The 17684-nt window shown below is 56.9% G+C and carries 13 protein-coding genes; 11 read left to right on the top strand and 2 right to left on the bottom strand.

Features of this window, described 5'->3' with window-relative positions:
- Nucleotides 1–19 precede the first annotated feature (19 nt).
- The 5 genes from WFK59_RS13855 to WFK59_RS13835 all read left to right on the top strand — a co-directional run bounded on the left by WFK59_RS13855 (nucleotide 20) and on the right by WFK59_RS13835 (nucleotide 4069).
- On the top strand, nucleotides 20–880 hold the full coding sequence (locus WFK59_RS13855; protein WP_336756022.1) for an amidohydrolase family protein: 861 nt from the start codon (nucleotides 20–22) through the stop codon (nucleotides 878–880).
- Nucleotides 858–1634: an SDR family oxidoreductase gene (locus tag WFK59_RS13850; RefSeq protein WP_233988415.1), complete on the top strand. Its 777-nt coding sequence runs from the start codon at nucleotides 858–860 to the stop codon at nucleotides 1632–1634. The genes WFK59_RS13855 and WFK59_RS13850 overlap by 23 nt, the downstream gene beginning before the upstream one ends.
- Nucleotides 1631–1975, top strand: a complete 345-nt coding sequence (locus tag WFK59_RS13845; protein ID WP_336756021.1) for an L-rhamnose mutarotase — start codon at nucleotides 1631–1633, stop codon at nucleotides 1973–1975. The genes WFK59_RS13850 and WFK59_RS13845 overlap by 4 nt, the downstream gene beginning before the upstream one ends.
- 115 nt (nucleotides 1976–2090) lie before the next feature.
- Nucleotides 2091–3329 carry an L-fucose:H+ symporter permease gene (gene fucP, locus WFK59_RS13840; RefSeq protein ID WP_336756020.1) on the top strand — a complete coding sequence of 413 codons (1239 nt, stop codon included), beginning with the start codon at nucleotides 2091–2093 and terminating at the stop codon, nucleotides 3327–3329.
- Between the two features lie 467 nt (nucleotides 3330–3796).
- On the top strand, nucleotides 3797–4069 hold the full coding sequence (locus tag WFK59_RS13835; protein WP_336756019.1) for a hypothetical protein: 273 nt from the start codon (nucleotides 3797–3799) through the stop codon (nucleotides 4067–4069).
- Between the two features lie 178 nt (nucleotides 4070–4247).
- On the opposite strand, the gene WFK59_RS13830 is transcribed toward WFK59_RS13835, so the two are convergent.
- Nucleotides 4248–4403 carry a YnfU family zinc-binding protein gene (locus WFK59_RS13830; RefSeq protein ID WP_336756018.1) on the bottom strand — a complete coding sequence of 52 codons (156 nt, stop codon included), beginning with the start codon at nucleotides 4401–4403 and terminating at the stop codon, nucleotides 4248–4250.
- Between the two features lie 299 nt (nucleotides 4404–4702).
- On the opposite strand from WFK59_RS13830, the gene WFK59_RS13825 reads away from it, so the two are divergent.
- Together WFK59_RS13825 and WFK59_RS13820 are read left to right on the top strand one after the other, a co-directional pair.
- Complete coding sequence (locus tag WFK59_RS13825; RefSeq protein ID WP_336756017.1) at nucleotides 4703–13288, top strand: GH36-type glycosyl hydrolase domain-containing protein; 8586 nt, start codon at nucleotides 4703–4705, stop codon at nucleotides 13286–13288.
- Between the two features lie 271 nt (nucleotides 13289–13559).
- On the top strand, nucleotides 13560–13793 hold the full coding sequence (locus WFK59_RS13820; protein WP_336756016.1) for a hypothetical protein: 234 nt from the start codon (nucleotides 13560–13562) through the stop codon (nucleotides 13791–13793).
- Nucleotides 13794–13842: 49 nt separating this feature from the next.
- Here the strand turns inward: WFK59_RS13820 and WFK59_RS13815 are convergent, their stop codons facing one another.
- Nucleotides 13843–14784 (bottom strand): Rpn family recombination-promoting nuclease/putative transposase, encoded by a 942-nt coding sequence (locus WFK59_RS13815; protein ID WP_233988422.1) that lies wholly within the window; start codon nucleotides 14782–14784, stop codon nucleotides 13843–13845.
- Nucleotides 14785–15068: 284 nt separating this feature from the next.
- Between WFK59_RS13815 and WFK59_RS22130 the strand changes: the two genes are divergently transcribed.
- The 4 genes from WFK59_RS22130 to WFK59_RS13795 are packed head-to-tail and all read left to right on the top strand — an operon-like array spanning nucleotide 15069 to nucleotide 17675.
- Complete coding sequence (locus WFK59_RS22130; RefSeq protein WP_409520456.1) at nucleotides 15069–15188, top strand: YobI family P-loop NTPase; 120 nt, start codon at nucleotides 15069–15071, stop codon at nucleotides 15186–15188.
- A 22-nt stretch (nucleotides 15189–15210) separates the two neighbouring features.
- Nucleotides 15211–15927, top strand: coding sequence for a YobI family P-loop NTPase (locus tag WFK59_RS22125; protein WP_442956314.1), 717 nt, complete (start codon nucleotides 15211–15213; stop codon nucleotides 15925–15927).
- Nucleotides 15928–15939: 12 nt separating this feature from the next.
- A complete protein-coding gene (locus WFK59_RS13800) occupies nucleotides 15940–16521 on the top strand; it encodes a TetR/AcrR family transcriptional regulator (protein ID WP_336756014.1) in 582 nt (193 codons plus the stop codon).
- Nucleotides 16522–16574: 53 nt separating this feature from the next.
- Complete coding sequence (locus WFK59_RS13795) at nucleotides 16575–17675, top strand: alkene reductase (protein WP_336756013.1); 1101 nt, start codon at nucleotides 16575–16577, stop codon at nucleotides 17673–17675.
- Nucleotides 17676–17684 lie beyond the last annotated feature (9 nt).

Here is a 17684-nt window from a genome sequence, read left to right as displayed (position 1 = left end):
GCCGCAAAGGAGAATGCCGATGATGCGAGTCGACAGCCACCAGCATTTCTGGCGCTACACGCCGCAGGATTACCGCTGGATCAACGATGAGATGGGTGTGCTGAAACAGGATTTCCTGCCGGAGAGGTTGCGGCCGATCCTGCGCCGCCACGATGTGCAGAAAACCATCCTGGTCCAGGCGCGATGCAGCCTGGAGGAGACCCGCTGGCTGCTGGATTTGGCCGATCAGACCGATTTTGTCGCGGCGGTGACTGGCTGGATCGATCTGCGTGACGCCGATCTGCCGCGCCAGCTGGACGCATTAGCCCATCCGCTGCTGCGTGGTTTTCGCCACCCGGTTCAGGACGAGCCTTATCCGGCGCAGTGGCTGGCCGATCCGGCCGTTAATGCCGGGATTCGCCAGCTTCAGCAGCGGGAAGTGCTCTACGAACTGCTGGTGACGCATCACAATCTGGCCGAAGCCGTTGAGTTTGCGCAGCGCCATGACCAGCATTTTCTGGTGCTCGATCACTTCGGCAAGCCCGATCTGACACGGGGAGCCCGCCACTGGAAGCAGCAGGTTGCGCCGCTGAAGGCGCTGAAACACGTCAGTTGCAAGCTCTCCGGTCTGCTGACTGAGCCACGCCCGGCGGGCCTCTCCGCCGACGACCTGCTGCCTTATTTCGATGTGGCACTGGAGATTTTCGGCAGCGAACGGCTGATGTTCGGTTCCGACTGGCCGGTTTCGCTGCTGGCCGGTGCCGATGACGATCCCTGGCAGCTCTGGCAAACAGCCATAGCAAAACTCAGTGGTGCCGAACAGGCAGCCATTTATGGCGGCAATGCCTGCTCTCTTTACCGATTACAGGAAACACACGATGAATCTCTATCTGCAAAATAAAGTGGTAATCGTCACCGGCGGCGGTTCCGGCATCGGCGAGGCGATCTCGCTGACGCTGGCCGAAGAAGGCGCCATCCCGGTGATCGTCAGCAATACCGAACCGGCGAATGAGCTGATGCATAAGCTGCAACAATGCTCGCCGCAGGCCAGCTTCGTGCTCGCCGAGCTGCGTGACGAAGCGAGCTGCAAGGCCGCGCTGGATACGATCCTGACCCGTTATTCCGCCATTGACGGCCTGGTGAACAACGCCGGTGCCAATGACAACGTCGGTCTGGACGCCGGACGCGCCGCCTTTGTGCAGTCACTCGAACAGAATCTGATTCACTACTACCTAATGGCGCACCTGTGCCTGAATGCGCTGCGTGCCAGCCGGGGCGCAATCGTCAATATCAGTTCGAAAACCGCGTTAACCGGTCAGGGCAATACCAGCGGCTATGCCTCGGCCAAGGGCGGCATTCTGGCGCTGACCCGTGAATGGGCGGCGGCCCTGCTGAACGAGGGTATCCGGGTGAATGCGGTTATCCCGGCTGAAGTGATGACGCCGCTCTACGCGCGCTGGATTCAGAGTTTCGATCACCACGAAGAGAAACTGCAACAAATCACCTCGCATATTCCGCTGGGACAGCGCATGACCACGCCGCAGGAGATCGCCAATACGGTGGTCTTTCTGCTCTCTTCGCGGGCGTCGCACACCACAGGTCAGTGGCTGACCGTCGATGGCGGTTACACCCATCTTGATCGGGCGCTGACATGAGGCGGCGCTATTGCCAGGCGCTGGATCTCAGCGACGATCCGCGTCTTATCGAAGAGTATCAACGCTATCACCAGCAAATCTGGCCGGAAATTACCGCGCACCTGCGTCATTACGGCATTGCAGAGATGGAGATTTACCGGCTGGGTAACCGGCTGATGATGGTGATAGAAACCACGGACGACTTTGACCGCGCGCAATTCGAACGCCGCAGCCTTGAGGACCCGAAAATCTGCGAGTGGGAAACCCTGATGTGGAAATATCAGCGCCCCACACCCTGGACACCCGCGGGTCAAAAGTGGGTAGAAATGACACGCATTTTTTCACTGACAGAACAGCCGTAGTGCCTCTCGTTGTTCCAGAGAGCAGCCGTTTTTCACGTTATCTGACATAAAAAAAACCCAGCCATCCGAGCTGACCCTACTCCTGCAGGCACCACCAGATACTGAGGAATACACCATGTTCGCCAATAAAACTGCGGCTCCCGCCTATGCGGAGCGCAAAACCACATCCGGGTTCCGTCTGGCGTTTATTCTGGTCACCACGCTGTTTTTCCTGTGGGGATTATCCTACGGGCTGCTGGATGTGCTGAATAAGCATTTCCAGGAGGTATTACACGTTAATAAGGCGCAGTCCGGGCTGTTACAGGCCGCCTATTTTGGTGCCTATTTCATCATTGCCCTGCCGGCCGGTTTTTTTATGGATCGCTTTGGCTATAAGGCGGGCATCCTGGTCGGTTTATGTTTGTATGCGGTGGGCGCACTGCTGTTTGTCCCGGCCGCCTCGGCAGGCAGTTTTAGCCTGTTTTTGTTCGCGCTGTTTGTGATTGCCCTCGGGCTGGGGTGTCTCGAAACCGCCGCTAACCCCTTTGCCACGGTACTGGGCGATCCGGCTGGCGCAGAACGCCGTCTGAATCTCTCGCAATCGTTTAACGGCTTAGGGCAGTTTATTGGTCCGGTGATTGGCGGCTCGCTGTTCTTTTCCGCTACTCAGAGCACCACCGCTGACGGGCTCGCTTCGGTGAAAACCACCTACGTCGCAATCGCCTTTTTAGTGCTGCTGATAGCCTTCCTGTTCGGACGGACGAAACTGCCGGATATCCGTGAGCAGAGCAGCGATGCAGACCAGGGCATCGCCAAAGGGTTGTGGCAGCATGGCCATTTTACCGGCGGCGTGATTGCCCAGTTCTTTTATGTCGCCGCCCAGGTTGGCGTTGGCGCTTTCTTTATCAATTACACCACCGAACACTGGCATACGCTGTCGAACCAGAACGCCTCCTATCTGCTGTCGGTGGGCATGATCAGCTTTATGGTCGGCCGCTTCTTCAGTACCTGGCTGATGGGTTTTATCCGCCCGGCTACGCTACTGGTGGCCTATGCCATCATCAATATTGTGTTATGCGGCGTGGTGGTTGCCGGTATCGACAATGTCTCGGTGATTGCCCTGGTGGCGATATTCTTCTTTATGTCGATCATGTTCCCGACCCTTTTTGCCATGGGCGTGAAGAACATGGGCAAGCAAACTAAACGGGCCAGTTCGGTGATGATCATGGCGATTGTCGGGGGCGCGGTGATGCCCTATATGATGGGTGCCATCGCCGATCGTTACACCACGGCCGTCTCCTACTCGCTGCCGATGATCTGTTTCGCGGTGGTACTGGTTTATGCGCTAAAGCAAAGAGCAAACGCCGATCGCTGAGTCATTCCCCGCTGGATAAAACCACGGAGTGAACAGGCGGTTTGTCTGTTCACTCCGGCTCATTACTGAACCGGGAGCGCTGCCACGGCCTGCTGATTCTCGCCTCTGCGGAATGAATCGCCTGACCGGATACGCCCTGCCACGCCCGATCGGCTGCCGCGAATGGATGATTGATTTGCAGCGCCAGAAGAGGCTGAACCTGATGCGTGACATATTTTATTCGTCGCCAGCGGTTTATTGCATCAGTCTGGGGCATAGGTCACATTAATTTTAACTGCCCGCTTTTTTATTCACCTCTTTTAATCATTACGCATACGCTGAAGCTCTCATTTATTTTTGCCAGAACAGCTATATTGATCGTTACGCATCACTATCTATCAGCCCGCTTAATTGATGTCACAACAACGGAGAGAGGAAATAAATTTTCCTGCTGAGGATTAAGCACATGAATAGATGAGAGGTTTATCATGAAAAAATCAGTATGTAGTGAACTGCACGGCAGAATAATTCATGCAAGAACGATTCTACCCGCCAGTAATATTGCACTGTACGAGGTCGATTTTGACAATGGCACTACTGCGGTGTTACGCGTCAGCACAACTTTTCCGCTACGGGAAGGCGACACGATTGCCAGAATCAATGATGTCTGGCGTGCGGGCCAGCATGTGATTACGCCCTCTCCGTTCGAGTTCGTGGAAAAGCGTGAATCCGACCGCTATTTCATTGAATATGAGCGTTAATGCGTGAGTTTTATGATTCAGATTTAACCCGTCGCGTCAGTCAGGCCGAAGCCTTCCATTCGTATCTGATTGATATAAATGATAAAATATCAGGTAAGCAATGAAACACCTCAGCCACCTGAACGGCAAGAGTGGGTTGCCGTCCGATTAAGGGAACTGTCACTTTTTTCTCTGCGTTTTAAATAATAAAAAGCGACTTACAGTGCGGACACAGCACAGCCTGGCCTTTGTTCTTTTTCGCGATTAACTGCCTGGAGAATTTCTTACACTCCGGGCACTGGGTATTCGTTTCGTTGTGGTGCAACGCGTCGAAAAGAAAGCTTAACCAGGTCATGTCCGTATCCTCTGAAGTGGGGCGATCAGCGTAGCACAAGGCGAAATAATTAGCTTTTCCTATAAGCCATCGCTGGTTAAATAAAGATAGAACCCGAAGAAACCTCTCTTTTATTTTTTTATTTATACTTGGTGATTATCGTCAACAGCCCCTCTGTTTTATTAACATCGGTGTTAATGATCGAAACAAGACTATAATTAACCTATCGGAACCTGCTTTCACCTCTGGCTCCCTCTTCCTTTTTTATCATCCTTTCTTTTTTCCAGACCCAGCAGCTGCGCGAGCGCAAGGAAATGAATGTGAAAATAAATCTGTCGACGTGGTTCAGTCGGGAAAGTGAATTACCTTCCGATCATTTCCCGCTGTTCCCGCCAGAAGGCCTTTATCAGGCCCAGCGGCCCGAACTCTTTTCTGCTGAACAAATGGAGAGCTACGGCGAGAAATTAGCAAAAACACACAAGCTGTCGGGCGGTAAATGGTCCTACCGGCTGCTGCAACAGCTGGCTGATAACGAGCTGTCCCTGACGCAGAGCGCGGCGATTCTGAGCGAGGGCGACAAACGCAGCCAGACGCCGGCTGCCGTCTGGCTGCTGGATAATTTTTACATCATTGAAGAGCAAATCCGCCTGGTGCGGCACCTGTTACCGGCAAAGTTCGGTAAAGGATTGCCGATGCTGGAACAATCGGCGCATTACCTGCGCATCCAGGCGATCGCCGAGGAGATGATCAGGCACAGCGATGGCCGGCTTGAAACCAGCGTGCTGCTGCCGTTTATCGCCGCCTATCAGCGCGTCACTCCGCTGCTGCTCGGCGAACTGTGGGCGATGCCCGCCATGTTGCGCTTTGCGCTGATCAACAATCTGGCCCGGATTGCGGCGGAGGTCGCCAGGGTGCATCAGGAGCGTAACAAAGCTGAAGAATGGATCACCGATATACTGGCCACTGCAGCCAAAGATGCGGCAAAAGTGATCCTCGTTATCGCCGATATGGCCCGTCAGAACCCGCAGATTTCCGGCGCTTTCGTGGCTGAGCTTGAACGCCGGTTGAGTGGTCAGAACAACACGCTCGCCTTAACGTGGGTTGAGCAGCAGCTTGAAAGCACCGGCCGGAAAACGTCAGAGGTGATTGAACAGTTCAACCGCCAGCTGGCATTGAGTCAGCTGTCGGTGAGCAACACTATTACTGGACTGCGCCAGCTGGGCGAGATTGACTGGCAGGCCTTTGTTGAGTCAGTCAGCCTGGTTGAACGCATTCTTCAGCAGGACCCGGCAGGGACTTATCCTCTGATGCACTTCGACAGTCGTGATGACTACCGTCACGTTATTGAGCGTCTGGCCCGGCACAGTCGGTTTGATGAGCGGGAGGTGGCCCGGACGGTGCTGGATCTGGCTAACCAGCCCGGACGTCCCCTGCGTCAGCAGCATGTCGGCTATTTCCTGCTGGATAAAGGCTATCTGCAGCTTGAACAGCAGCTTCAGGTCAACGTCACCTGGCTGAATAAGAGCCGCCAGCATCTCAGCCAGACGCCTTTACTCTCCTGGCTGGGCAGCCTGCTGCTGCTAACCATCGCCTTTAGCGCTGAGATGCTGGTCAGCACGCAGCAGGCTGGCATCGGGCCGTTACTCTGGCTGCTGGTGCTGCCAACCCTTATCGTCAGCAGCCAGCTGGCGTTACAGCTGCTAAGCGAACTCACCACCCGCACCCGCCATCCGCTTCCGCTGCCGCGTCTTGATTATGCTCAGGCGATACCGCCGCACCATCAGACGCTGGTGGTGATCCCCTGTTTACTCAGCAGCAACGCCGCCACCGACGCGCTGCTTCGCTCCCTGGAGATCTGTTATCTCGGCAACGCCTTACCGAATATCGGTTTTGCCTTACTGACCGACTTCACCGACAGCGCGGAACAGAATCATATTCATGATGAGGCGCTTATCCGCTATGCGGTGCTGAAAACCGAGGCGCTGAATCGCCGCTACAGCGGCCGTGCCGCAGATAGCGCGCTGTTTTCACTGCTGCACCGCGATCGTACTCATAATATTTCGCAGGGCGTCTGGATGGGCTATGAACGCAAACGCGGCAAAATCCATGCGCTCAACCGCTGGCTGCAGGGAGAAGATAATAGCTTCAGCGTGACGGCGGGAGCGTCCCAGGCACAGCTGCACGGCGTCCGATACGTCATTACGCTCGACAGCGACACCATTCTGCCGCGCGAGACCGCCCATAAACTGATTGGCGTGATGGCGCATCCGCTTAATGCGCCCGTGTTCGACACTCAGTCCAGTCGGGTGGTTGAGGGTTATGCCATTCTTCAGCCCCGGCTGGCCGAGGAGATCCCGGTTCAGGGTCAGGGCCGCTATGCCAGGTTGTGCAGCAGCGTGCCGGGTAATGATGCTTACTCCTCGCTCTCCTCAGATATTTATCAGGATTTGTTTGGCGAAGGATCGTTTGTCGGTAAGGGCATTTACGATGTGGCAGCCTTCTCGCGCGCCACCCGTAATACCTGCCCGGAAAACCTGGTGCTGAGTCACGATCTGCTGGAAGGCTGTTACGCCCGCTCCGGGGTGGTAAGTAACGTGGTGCTCTATGAGCAGTACCCGACGAACTATCTGAGTGATGTCGCCCGGCGGTTTCGCTGGGTCAGAGGTGACTGGCAGCTGCTGAACTGGCTGCGGCCGCAGGTCCGGCTGGAAGATGGTCACCGGCAGAAAAATCCGCTCAGCCCGCTTTCCCGCTGGAAGTTAATCGATAACCTGCGCCGCAGCCTGGTCGCGCCTGCCCTGCTGGCGCTGGTGTTTATGCTCTGCACCCTGGTGCCGAATCCGGCCTTCTGGGCCGCTGGCATTATGCTGTTTCTGCTGCTGCCTGGCGTGCCAGCGCTGATTATTGATGGCGTGACAAAAAGTAAAAAACGCGGCTGGCGGCAGCATCTGCAGATCCTGTTTACCGATGCGTTTAACCGTATCTCCCGTGCCGGCCTGGCGCTGGCCGTTCTGCCGCATGAAAGTTACTGGTCGCTGAAAGCGATCGTTGTCACCCTGTGGCGGCTGAATATCAGCCATCGCTACCTCAACGAGTGGAAAAGCGCCTCTGCATCCCCTTCGGCCGCCCATGATATACGCCATTTTTACCGCTGCATGTGGATTAACCCACTGGCAGGCGTGGCGCTGGTGGTGCTGACCGGGCTGTCGATGCCAGCGTTGATCCATATAGCCCTGGCGCTGGCGTTACTCTGGGCGATGAGCCCGGCGCTGCTCAGCCGCATGAGCCAGCCGGTTGCCCCGCCGCGGATCGCATTGTCAGCCGCACAACAGGGTTTTCTGCGCCGCACCGCCCGTGAAACCTGGGCCTGGTTCAGTGAGTTTGCCAGCGATGAAAACAACCATCTGCCACCGGATAATCTGCAGGAAATCCCGCAGATGCGGATAGCGCACCGCACCTCACCCACCAATATCGGGCTGTCGCTGCTGGCTAACCTCACCGCATGGGATTTTGGCTACGTCAGTCAGGATCGGGTGATCAGGCGATCGCTTGCTACCCTCGATACCCTTGATCGGATGGAGCATTTCCGGGGCCATCTCTATAACTGGTATGACACGCAGACGTTACAGCCGCTCAACCCGCGCTATGTCTCCAGCGTGGACAGCGGCAACATGGCGGCTCACCTGGTCACGCTGCAGGCCGGACTGGCGCAGTGGAAATACCAGCCGGTGATCTCCCCGTCGCGCATGCTGGAAGGTCTGCGTGATACGCTATTGCTGATCCCGACGCAGCCCGGCACCCGCCAGCACGACCTGCTGGCTGACATCGACACCCGGCTACGGGCGATGGCACAGGCATCACCCGCGGAGCTGTTATCCGGACTGGAAGCACTGCTGCCGCTGAGCGCTGAAGCACAACAGCAGCATCAGCCGACAGGCCGCATCAACTGGCCAGCCCTGCTCCACCAGCAGCTGGATGACCTGGCCGGGGAGTGGCGTCGCTTTTTCAGTTGGGTCTCTCCGCAGGCGCCCTTCCCCGCTGAGATACCGTCTCTGTTGTGGCTGGCTGAATTATGTCAGCATCGCCCTGGATTGACCCGGCAACAGAGCGATCCGGTGGTGTGGGCCGCCCGTGAGCGGATGGCCGCGCTGCTGGAGCTGGACAGCCGCCTTAGCGATCACGCCAGAATGGATTTCCGCTTCTTATATTTTCCGGCTACCTCGTTGCTCAGCGTGGGCTACAACATTGACAGCGGTCTGCCCGACGCCAGCAAATATGACCTGTTTCCGTCAGAAGTGCGGCTGACCCACTATTTCGCCATCTCCGCCAATCAGCTGCCCGCCAAAAGCTGGTTTGTGCTGGGTCGCTTATTTACCCGACTGGATAATCAGCCTGCCGTGATGTCGTGGAGCGGCTCAATGTTTGAATATCTGATGCCGCATCTGGTGATGCCGGTCTACCCCGATACGCTGCTGGAAAAGATGGCGTTATCGGCGGTGAGGCAGCAGATCCGTTCCGCGAAAGCTACCGGTACGCCGTGGGGCGTGTCGGAATCGGGATATGCCGCCTTTGACGTGAATCATAACTATCAGTACCGGGCATTCGGCACGCCAGAATTAGGGTTAAAACGCGGTCTGAATGATGATCGGGTGGTTGCGCCTTACGCCTCGCTGCTGGCGCTGATGGTCCTGCCGCAGGAGGCAACCGATAACCTGCTCAGGCTGAAAGCAATGGGCGCCAGGGGTGAATATGGCTATTACGAGGCGCTGGATTTCACCGCCGACCGGCTGGCTCCCGGTCAGCCATTTACCCTGGTCAAATCCTATATGGCCCATCATCAGGCGATGGGGTTTCTGGCGCTGTCGCACCTGCTGCTGGGCGCGCCGATGGTGGCCCGCTTCATCTCCAGCGCGCTGTTTCAGTCGTCGCGCCTGCTGCTGCAGGAAACCGTGCCGGATGATATCGAGCTGTATACACCGCGCCGCAGCTTTGACGAAGCTGTCGATAACAAACTGCAGCGGAGCGTGCCCGACCAGCGTGAGTTCAGCGGTTCCGATCCGCGTCAGCCACAGCTTCAGCTGCTGTCCAACGCCAACTATCATCTGATGGTGACCCACTCCGGTGCAGGCTACAGCCTGTGGAAGGGGCTGGCGCTGACCCGCTGGCGGGCAGACAGCACCAGCAATCACTACGGCACCTTCTGCTACGTCACCGATCATCATTCCGGCGACGTCATCAGCCACAGTTATCAGCCGATCTGCAGTGCACGGCCCGGCTATAAGGCCCGGTTCAATGATGCCGGCATTGAGTTTGACGCAGCGGGCACCACGTTCAGCATCCACACCCATATTGTGGTCTCGCCGGAAGATGATGTTGAGATCAGACGGATAACGGTTACCAACCGTTCCCGTCAGCCGCGCCGGTTCGATATCACCAGCTATGCCGAAGTGGTGCTGGCACCGGCCGCCAGCGATATGGCCCATCCCGCCTTCAGTAACCTTTTTGTTCAGACAGAAATTTTGCCTGGGCTGGAAGCGATTCTGGCGCATCGCCGGCCGCGCGAAGAGCAGGAAGTGACGGCCTGGATGTTTCATGCGATGGCGATCCATGGCAATACTGACCGTGAAACCACCTATGAAACCGATCGGGCCCGGTTTCTTGGACGGGGCAATAGCCGCGCCAGCCCGCAGGCGCTGAAGCCTGGCGGTGAGCTGACCGGCCATCAGGGCGCGGTACTGGACCCGCTGCTGTCGATTCGCCAGACCGTCGCGCTCAAAGCTGGCGAAGCGGTCACCATCGATATGCTGTATGGCGTGACGCCGCAGCGCGACACCTCGATTGCGTTGATCGGGAAGTACCGTAACCATATCAGCGCCGATCGGGTGTTCGAGCTCGCCTGGTCGCACAGTCAGGTTGCCCTGCGTCAGCTGAATATCCGCACTGAAGATACCGGCCTGTTTAATCAGCTGGCCAGTGCGCTGCTGTTCCCTTGCGCCGGGATGCGTGGCGACCTTAACAACCTGATGCAGAACCGGCTGGGTCAGGAGTCCTTATGGCGTCATGCGATATCCGGCGATCTGCCGATTCTGCTGGTACGTATCGGGAATAACGATCAGCTTGATTTGGTCACCACGGTTATCCAGGCGCATCAGTACTGGCGTCAGAAAGGCCTGACGATCGATCTGGTGATCATGAACAGCGATCAGGGCGGCTATCAGCAGAACCTCTACAACCAGCTCACCACCCTGATCCCGGCTGGAGAAGAGCGTCAGCAGGTCGACAAGCCCGGCGGTATCTTTATTCGGAAGAGTGAAAGTTTTTCCGCGGAAGATTTGCGGCTGTTGCTGAGCGTGGCGGCAGTGGTGCTGGAAGGCCGCGATGGCAGCCTGGCCGACCAGCTCAGCGTGCTGTTGAAACCGCCTCGCACACTGCCCGCTTATCCGTTTACCGCCACCCGCCCAACGCCTGAACCGGCGGCGGTGCATTTTGCCCCGGGGGGTTTGCAATTTTTCAACGGTTACGGCGGCTTTAGCGCCGATGGCCGTGAATATCACATTATTCTTTCCGGGCAGCAGCAGACGCCTGCGCCCTGGAGTAACGTGCTGGCTAACAGCCAGTCAGGCAGCGTCATCTCTGAAAGTGGTCAGGCCTATAGCTGGTATGAAAACGCCCACGAATATCGCCTGACGCCGTGGCACAACGATCCGGTGAGTGATAGCAGTGGTGAAGCGCTCTATTTACGTGATGAAGAGAGCGGCGATGTCTGGTCCCCCACGCCGCTGCCGATCCGGGGAAAAGGGGATTACCTGACCCGACACGGCTTCGGCTACAGCGGTTTTGACCACACGGAACAGGGCATCAGCAGCACCTTAACGGTATTCATGGCTGAACAGGCACCGGTCAGGCTGTCATTGCTGACGCTGAGTAATCAGTCGGGACGGACACGCAATTTGTCGATCACCGGCTACGTCGAATGGGTTCTGGGTGAGCTGGCGAGTCGCTCGGCCCGGCACGTAGTGACTTCAGCCGCTACGCTGGCTAGCGGTAATGCGGTGCTGGCTAAAAACTTCTATCACAGCGCGGGTTCAGCGCGTACCGCCTTTTTCGCCGTCACCGGCACACAGATTGCGCATAGCGGCAACCGGCTGGAGTGCCTCGGTCGTAACGGTACCACTCGGCAGCCAGCGATGATGAATTTTCGCGGCCTGTCGGGCAATACCGGCGCGGGTCTGGACCCCTGTGCTGCCCTGCAAACGCTGACGACGCTGATTGACGGTGACAGCCGCAGCTTTGTTTTTGCCCTTGGCGTGGGTGAGGATGAAACGGCAGCCAGCGCGCTGATGCAGCAACTGCTGTCAGTCGATCAGGCCAGCAATGAGCTGGCAAAGGTCAAGCGCTACTGGCAAAGCGTGCTGACGAAAGTGCAGATTCAGACGCCTGAACCGGCGGTTGATCTGCTGGTCAACGGCTGGCTGCTCTATCAGACGCTGGCCAGTCGCTTACTGGCGCGCAGCGGTTATTACCAGTCCGGCGGGGCCTACGGTTTTCGCGATCAACTTCAGGACACGCTGGCGCTGACCCATGCGGCACCGCAGCGGCTGCGCGATCAGCTATTGCTGTGCGCATCGCGGCAGTTTATTGAGGGCGATGTTCAGCACTGGTGGCATCCACCTGGCGGCCGTGGCGTCAGAACACGCTGCTCCGACGACTATCTCTGGCTACCCTATGCGCTGTGCCACTATGTTGAGGCCACAGAGGATATGGCACTGCTGTCACAACCTGTCAGCTATCTCGAAGGCCGCTTACTGGCGGCGGATGAAGAATCGGTGTATGAGCTGCCTGGCACCAGCAAGGTCAGCGAAACGCTGTGGCAGCATGCGGTTCGAGCGGTGAAGCACGCCCTGCGCTTTGGTCAGCACGGCTTACCGCTGATGGGATCTGGCGACTGGAATGATGGCATGAGCACGGTCGGGATCGCTGGCAAAGGGGAAAGCGTCTGGCTCGGCTTTTTCCTCTATCGTGTGCTGACCCGTTTCGCCGCGCTGGCGGTTCAGATCGGTGACAACCCTACCGCCGCGCTGTGTCAGCGCCATGCGCAGGATCTTAAAACTGTGCTCAACGTTGCGGCCTGGGATGGCGAATGGTATCTGCGCGGCTTCTTTGACAGCGGCCAGACGCTTGGCTCTCACGTTGACCCTGAATGCCGCATCGACGCGATTGCCCAGAGCTGGTCGGTATTGTCCGGGGCGGGTGAAGCAGCCAAAAGTCAGTCTGCGATGAATGCGCTGTTCCGGCATCTGGTCGATCCGCAGAACGGGCTGATTAAATTGCTGACGCCGCCCTTTGATGGCGCAGGACCTAATCCGGGCTACATTCGGGGCTACCTGCCCGGAGTGCGCGAAAATGGCGGGCAGTACACCCACGGTGCGCTGTGGGCGATTATGGCTTTTGCGGCACGGCGGGAAACCGAACGTGCCTGGTCGCTGTTCTCGATGATTAATCCGGTTAATCACAGCAGCGATCAGCGGCGTTCGGCGATCTATAAAGTCGAACCCTACGTGATGGCCGCGGATGTCTATGCGGCAGAAGGTCACAGCGGGCGTGGCGGCTGGACCTGGTACACCGGCTCTTCCGGCTGGGCCTGGCAGCTGATTACCGAAAGCCTGCTCGGGATCACCCGACGCGGCCCACGCCTCTCTGTCCATCCCCAGCTTCCCGCCGGGTGGCGCGAGATAAAAGTGGTCTACCGTGAAGGAGAAGGTATCTATAACATCACCGTGTCACGCGGAGAGGGCGAATGGCAGCTGTGGCTGGATGGCGAGCGGTGTGAAGGCGATGAAATAGTGCTGGAGAGCCTGCAAAAAGTGCATCAGGTAGTGATTCATCTGCCAGCCGAAAAGATCTGAATAACGCCTGGCGGATTAACGGTGACGCTGCGGAGAAACCGCAGTCACGACGGTGGACGGCGCCAGCCGCCAGCGATCACGCCAACGGCTGAGCTTACCGCGCAGTAGCTTGCTCATTCACACCACTGCGCTTGCCGCCCGCGTCATCAAGGGGCGGCGTGGGTGTGGGTGGCGTAAATCTTGCTGACCACGCTCCAGCGCCCGTTTATTTTCAGCTGTCCGGGATAGCAACGTCTGCGGACCAGAGTGGAGGTCTGAAACAAAGGAGTGAATGAAGGAACGTGAAGCGATACTGCAGGTGCTCAGGGCGAACCCGCACAGCGGCATCCGGGCCTTTCACCGCGGGCGCCCGGGCTGTTACGGTTACACGGAGGGGAAGCTGCTGATAGAGCACGCGGGCGGCCTTATTCCCAACGAAATCGTGCAGAAGCCCATGATGTTTTTGAAGATGCAGAATGCCCTATGCGTGTCCGGGCGATGGCATAGTGACTTTCCGGGCGGCTGAACCTCGCGGCTCAGCAGCGTGGCCGGAGCCGGAGAGGCTGCTGATTAAGTCAGTGGCGAATTTGTGCCAGGTCATCTTCGGTCAGGCCGGTCATTTTCATGACGGTGACGCGGTCAATTCCGTTCTGCAGCATGGTACGGGCGATTTTCAGCGTGGCTTCACGCTCGCCTTCGGTACGGCCCTTTTCAATACCACGCTGCTCACCGAGCTGAAGACCTTCTTCCCTGCCCTTCTGTTCGAGCTGTTGTGCGATGGTCATAAGTGCGTCTCCATGTTGCGGCACACGCTGTGCCAGTTCGCGTACAAAGGCTTCGGCGTCGGCTGATTCGCCTGCCTGTACAATATAGTGTACCAGCGATATCACCTGTGATGAAGACAGATAGCCAGCCAGCAGAATGGGCACCAGCCGGTCGGTCAGTTCGGCCAGGTCCCGCTGATGGATGTGCTTCTGCAGAAGGGTCAGGGCAGCCATGCTGCGGTGGCCGGCAATTTCATCATCCGGAATGACGGTAACGTCAACCAGCGGGAAAGCCTGGCTGTAGAGCCTGCCTGCCAGCTCCGGGTCTTCAAACTCATCCAGCCACCGGGTGGAGTACGGATACGGACTGCGTTTACCGGTGTAGAACAGAACCGGTATCACCAGTGGCAACTTTTTATGCCCCGCCTCAAGGTGCCGCTGCATGGCGGCCACGGCATAGCGCACCAGGCGAAAGGCCATATGTTTGTCAGGCGAGGACTGATGCTCAATGAGTACGTGAACGTAACCCTCTCCGGCAGTGGTTTTCACGCTGTAGAGCACGTCGCTGAAATACTGCCGCAGGTCATCCTCGACGAAGGAGCCGGATTCCAGCTTGAGCGTGCTGAGATCGCAGATATCGCGCAGCTCTGCGGGAAGGTGTAGTTCCATAAAATCCCGTGCAACTTCGGGCTGGGTAAGAAACTGCCTGAATGCGGCATCATGGGGCGTGGGGGTGTTATTCTTCTTTTTCATTGGCTGATAGCCTGTGTATATTACCTCTCTCTATATTACCATGAATGTCCGCTGAATTAGCCTCAGAATGGAGGCAGTTTCGACAGTTTTCATGTAGAAGCGTGAAAGTTAGCTGCCAGAAAACTGGAATGGAAACAAAAAATACCTGAACGTTTAAAAGGGATTTTTAATATATTTAAATCGGAAGGACACCACCAGCGTGGCGAAGAAAATGAGAATGAGGACGTCTACGATACGCTGACGCCAAAGGTAAGTAATGATGCGCGAATGAATATTTCAAAGCGCTGGACTTCGCATTCTCAAAAAAAGATGTAAAAAACATCGCCGTTACCGGGCCTTACGGAGCAGATAAAAGTACGGTCACCCTGTCTTATTTTGTTAGCCTGCTAAAAAAGATTACATAAATCTCTCTCTGGCAGATTTTCAATTCCAGGAAAGAGAGAGGGTGAGCCGCCAGTAAATGCCGAGGTTGAATTAAGCATTGTTCAGCAGATCCTTTATAAAGAAAATAAAGACAACCTGCCGGATTCACGGGTTGACAGAATTCAAAGCTGGGATGTAAAACACATCCTTACTCTATTTTTAACCTCTGTCACTATACTGCTAGCTGTCTTCTTATTAACACTGTCTGTCTTTCCAAAGAATGTATTATCCAGCCCTGTTTCTGGAAGCCGTGAATACTATGAGCAGGTTTACTGGCAGGCAACCTGGGCGCGGCTTAAAGAGGCACAGGAGATCACTGAGGCCATTGACACCTTCTTTAGCGAAGCAGCCGATATCCTGCTCTCCCCTTCGGCACCCTGTGGCTGCATGGTGGTTCTGGCGGCGATCAACGCCTCTGCCGAATCAGCCGATGTGGTCAGAGCCGCCAGCCTTCTCAGGCAGGAGGGTAAAGATCTGTTTGAAAAACGGTTAACCAAAGCGGTGCAGCAGCAACAGCTGCCCGCAGAAACCGATACCGCCGCGCTGGCTACCGTGCTGAACACCCTGCTGGAAGGCATGTCGATTGAAGCGAAGGAAGGGGCCACGCCGGAAAGCCTGAAAATGATCGGCCAGCATGCCGTCAGGCTGCTGCAGCCGCTCAGCCACCGATCGCACAAAGTGCAACAGGCACTACTAGACGACCGGTCAGTTTTTAAATAGAGTAGCCGCACTATGAAAAAACACGCGACAGATATGCGCCAGCACATCATTGATGTAGCTCGGGCGATTATTACGCACAAGGGCTACAGCGCCGTCGGGCTGTCTGAGATAGTCCAGGCTGCCGGTATTCCCAAAGGCTCGTTTTACTACTACTTCAAATCCAAGGAAGAGTTCGCTGAAGCGCTGCTGGAACACTACTTCAGCCACTATCTGCAGGAAGTCGATAACCAGCTGAGCGGCACAGGAACAGCCAGAGAACGGCTGCTGCGCTACTTCGCTTTCTGGAAGACGACCCAGGGCGCAGACCTGCCGGAAAGCAAATGCCTGGTGGTCAAGCTCGGCGCGGAAGTCTGCGATCGGTACGACAACATGCGGCAGGTACTGGCGACCGGTACCCAGGAAATCGTGCATAAAATTGCAGGCTGCATCCGGCTGGGACAGGAAGATGGCTCACTGCCTGCGGTAAGCGATGCCGATGAGCTGGCCGAAGAGCTCTATCAGCTCTGGCTGGGCGCCTCCCTGATGGCAAAAATTCACGATCCGGATAACGCCTTCGGTAAAGCAATGAAGGCGACCACACGGCTGCTCGGGTAGCCGTGTTTTTTTATCCAGTTACTAGACGACCGGTCAACTATTATGAGGTTTACATGACTGACAACAGTATCCGTACCGATTTATTTTCCCCCGTCGCGATGGGCAGCCTCCAGTTGGCTAACCGTATTGTGATGGCTCCGGTCACCCGCAGCCGTTACGGTGAGGATGGCGTGCCTGATGAACTGCATGCAACCTACTATGCGCAGCGTGCCAGCGCCGGCCTGATTATTTCAGAAGCCACCAACATCTCGGCTCAGGGCCGCGGCTATGCCGCCACGCCCGGCATCTGGAATGAAGAGCAGGTCGCCGGCTGGAAAAAAGTGACGGACGCGGTCCACGCTCAGGGCGGAAAAATCGTCTGCCAGCTGTGGCACGTTGGCCGCTTTTCAAGCGTGGAGCTGCAGCCTGACGGTGCAAGTCCGGTTGCGCCATCCGCTATTAAAGCCGAAGGCCAGACCTACACCTTGAACGGATTTGTGCCGGTATCCACCCCGCGCGCGCTCGAAACTGAAGAAATCCCCGGCATTATCGAACAGTACAGACTCGCAGCAGAGAACGCCCTGCGGGCCGGTTTTGACGGCGTTGAGGTGCACTCAGCCAACAGCTACCTGCTCGACCAGTTCCTGCGGGACTCCACCAATCACCGTACCGACAGCTACGGCGGCTCCATCGAAAACCGGGCCCGCCTGACGCTGGAAGTGACAGAGGCCATCGTTAACATCTGGGGTAGTGACCGGGTCGGTATCCGCCTGTCACCGGTCACGCCTGACGCCGGGAATACCCCACCGGACAGCAACGTGATGGCGATGTATGGCTACCTCATCCAGCAGCTTAACCGCTTTAATCTGGCCTACCTGCACTTTGTCGAAGGCGCGACAGCCACCTCGCGGGACGTGCCTGCCGATGTGGATATGGATGCGCTGAGTGCGCAGTTCACCGGTCCGTTTATCGGCAACAATAATTACGACCTTGAGATGGCTATCAGCCGCCGGAACGCGGGAATTATTGATGCCGTTGCCTTCGGCCGCCTGTTCATTTCCAACCCGGACCTGGTGAAGCGCCTGCGTTACGGTACCGAACTGACCATTGCGCTGAAAGAAGCGTATTACGGCGGCGGGGCGAAGGGCTATACCGACTGGCCTGAAGCGAAATAGTGATAACGA

This window comes from Pantoea sp. USHLN298, assembly GCF_037149395.1.
Lineage (GTDB): Bacteria > Pseudomonadota > Gammaproteobacteria > Enterobacterales > Enterobacteriaceae > Pantoea > Pantoea astica.
This window is presented reverse-complemented; position numbering and strand designations above follow the sequence as displayed.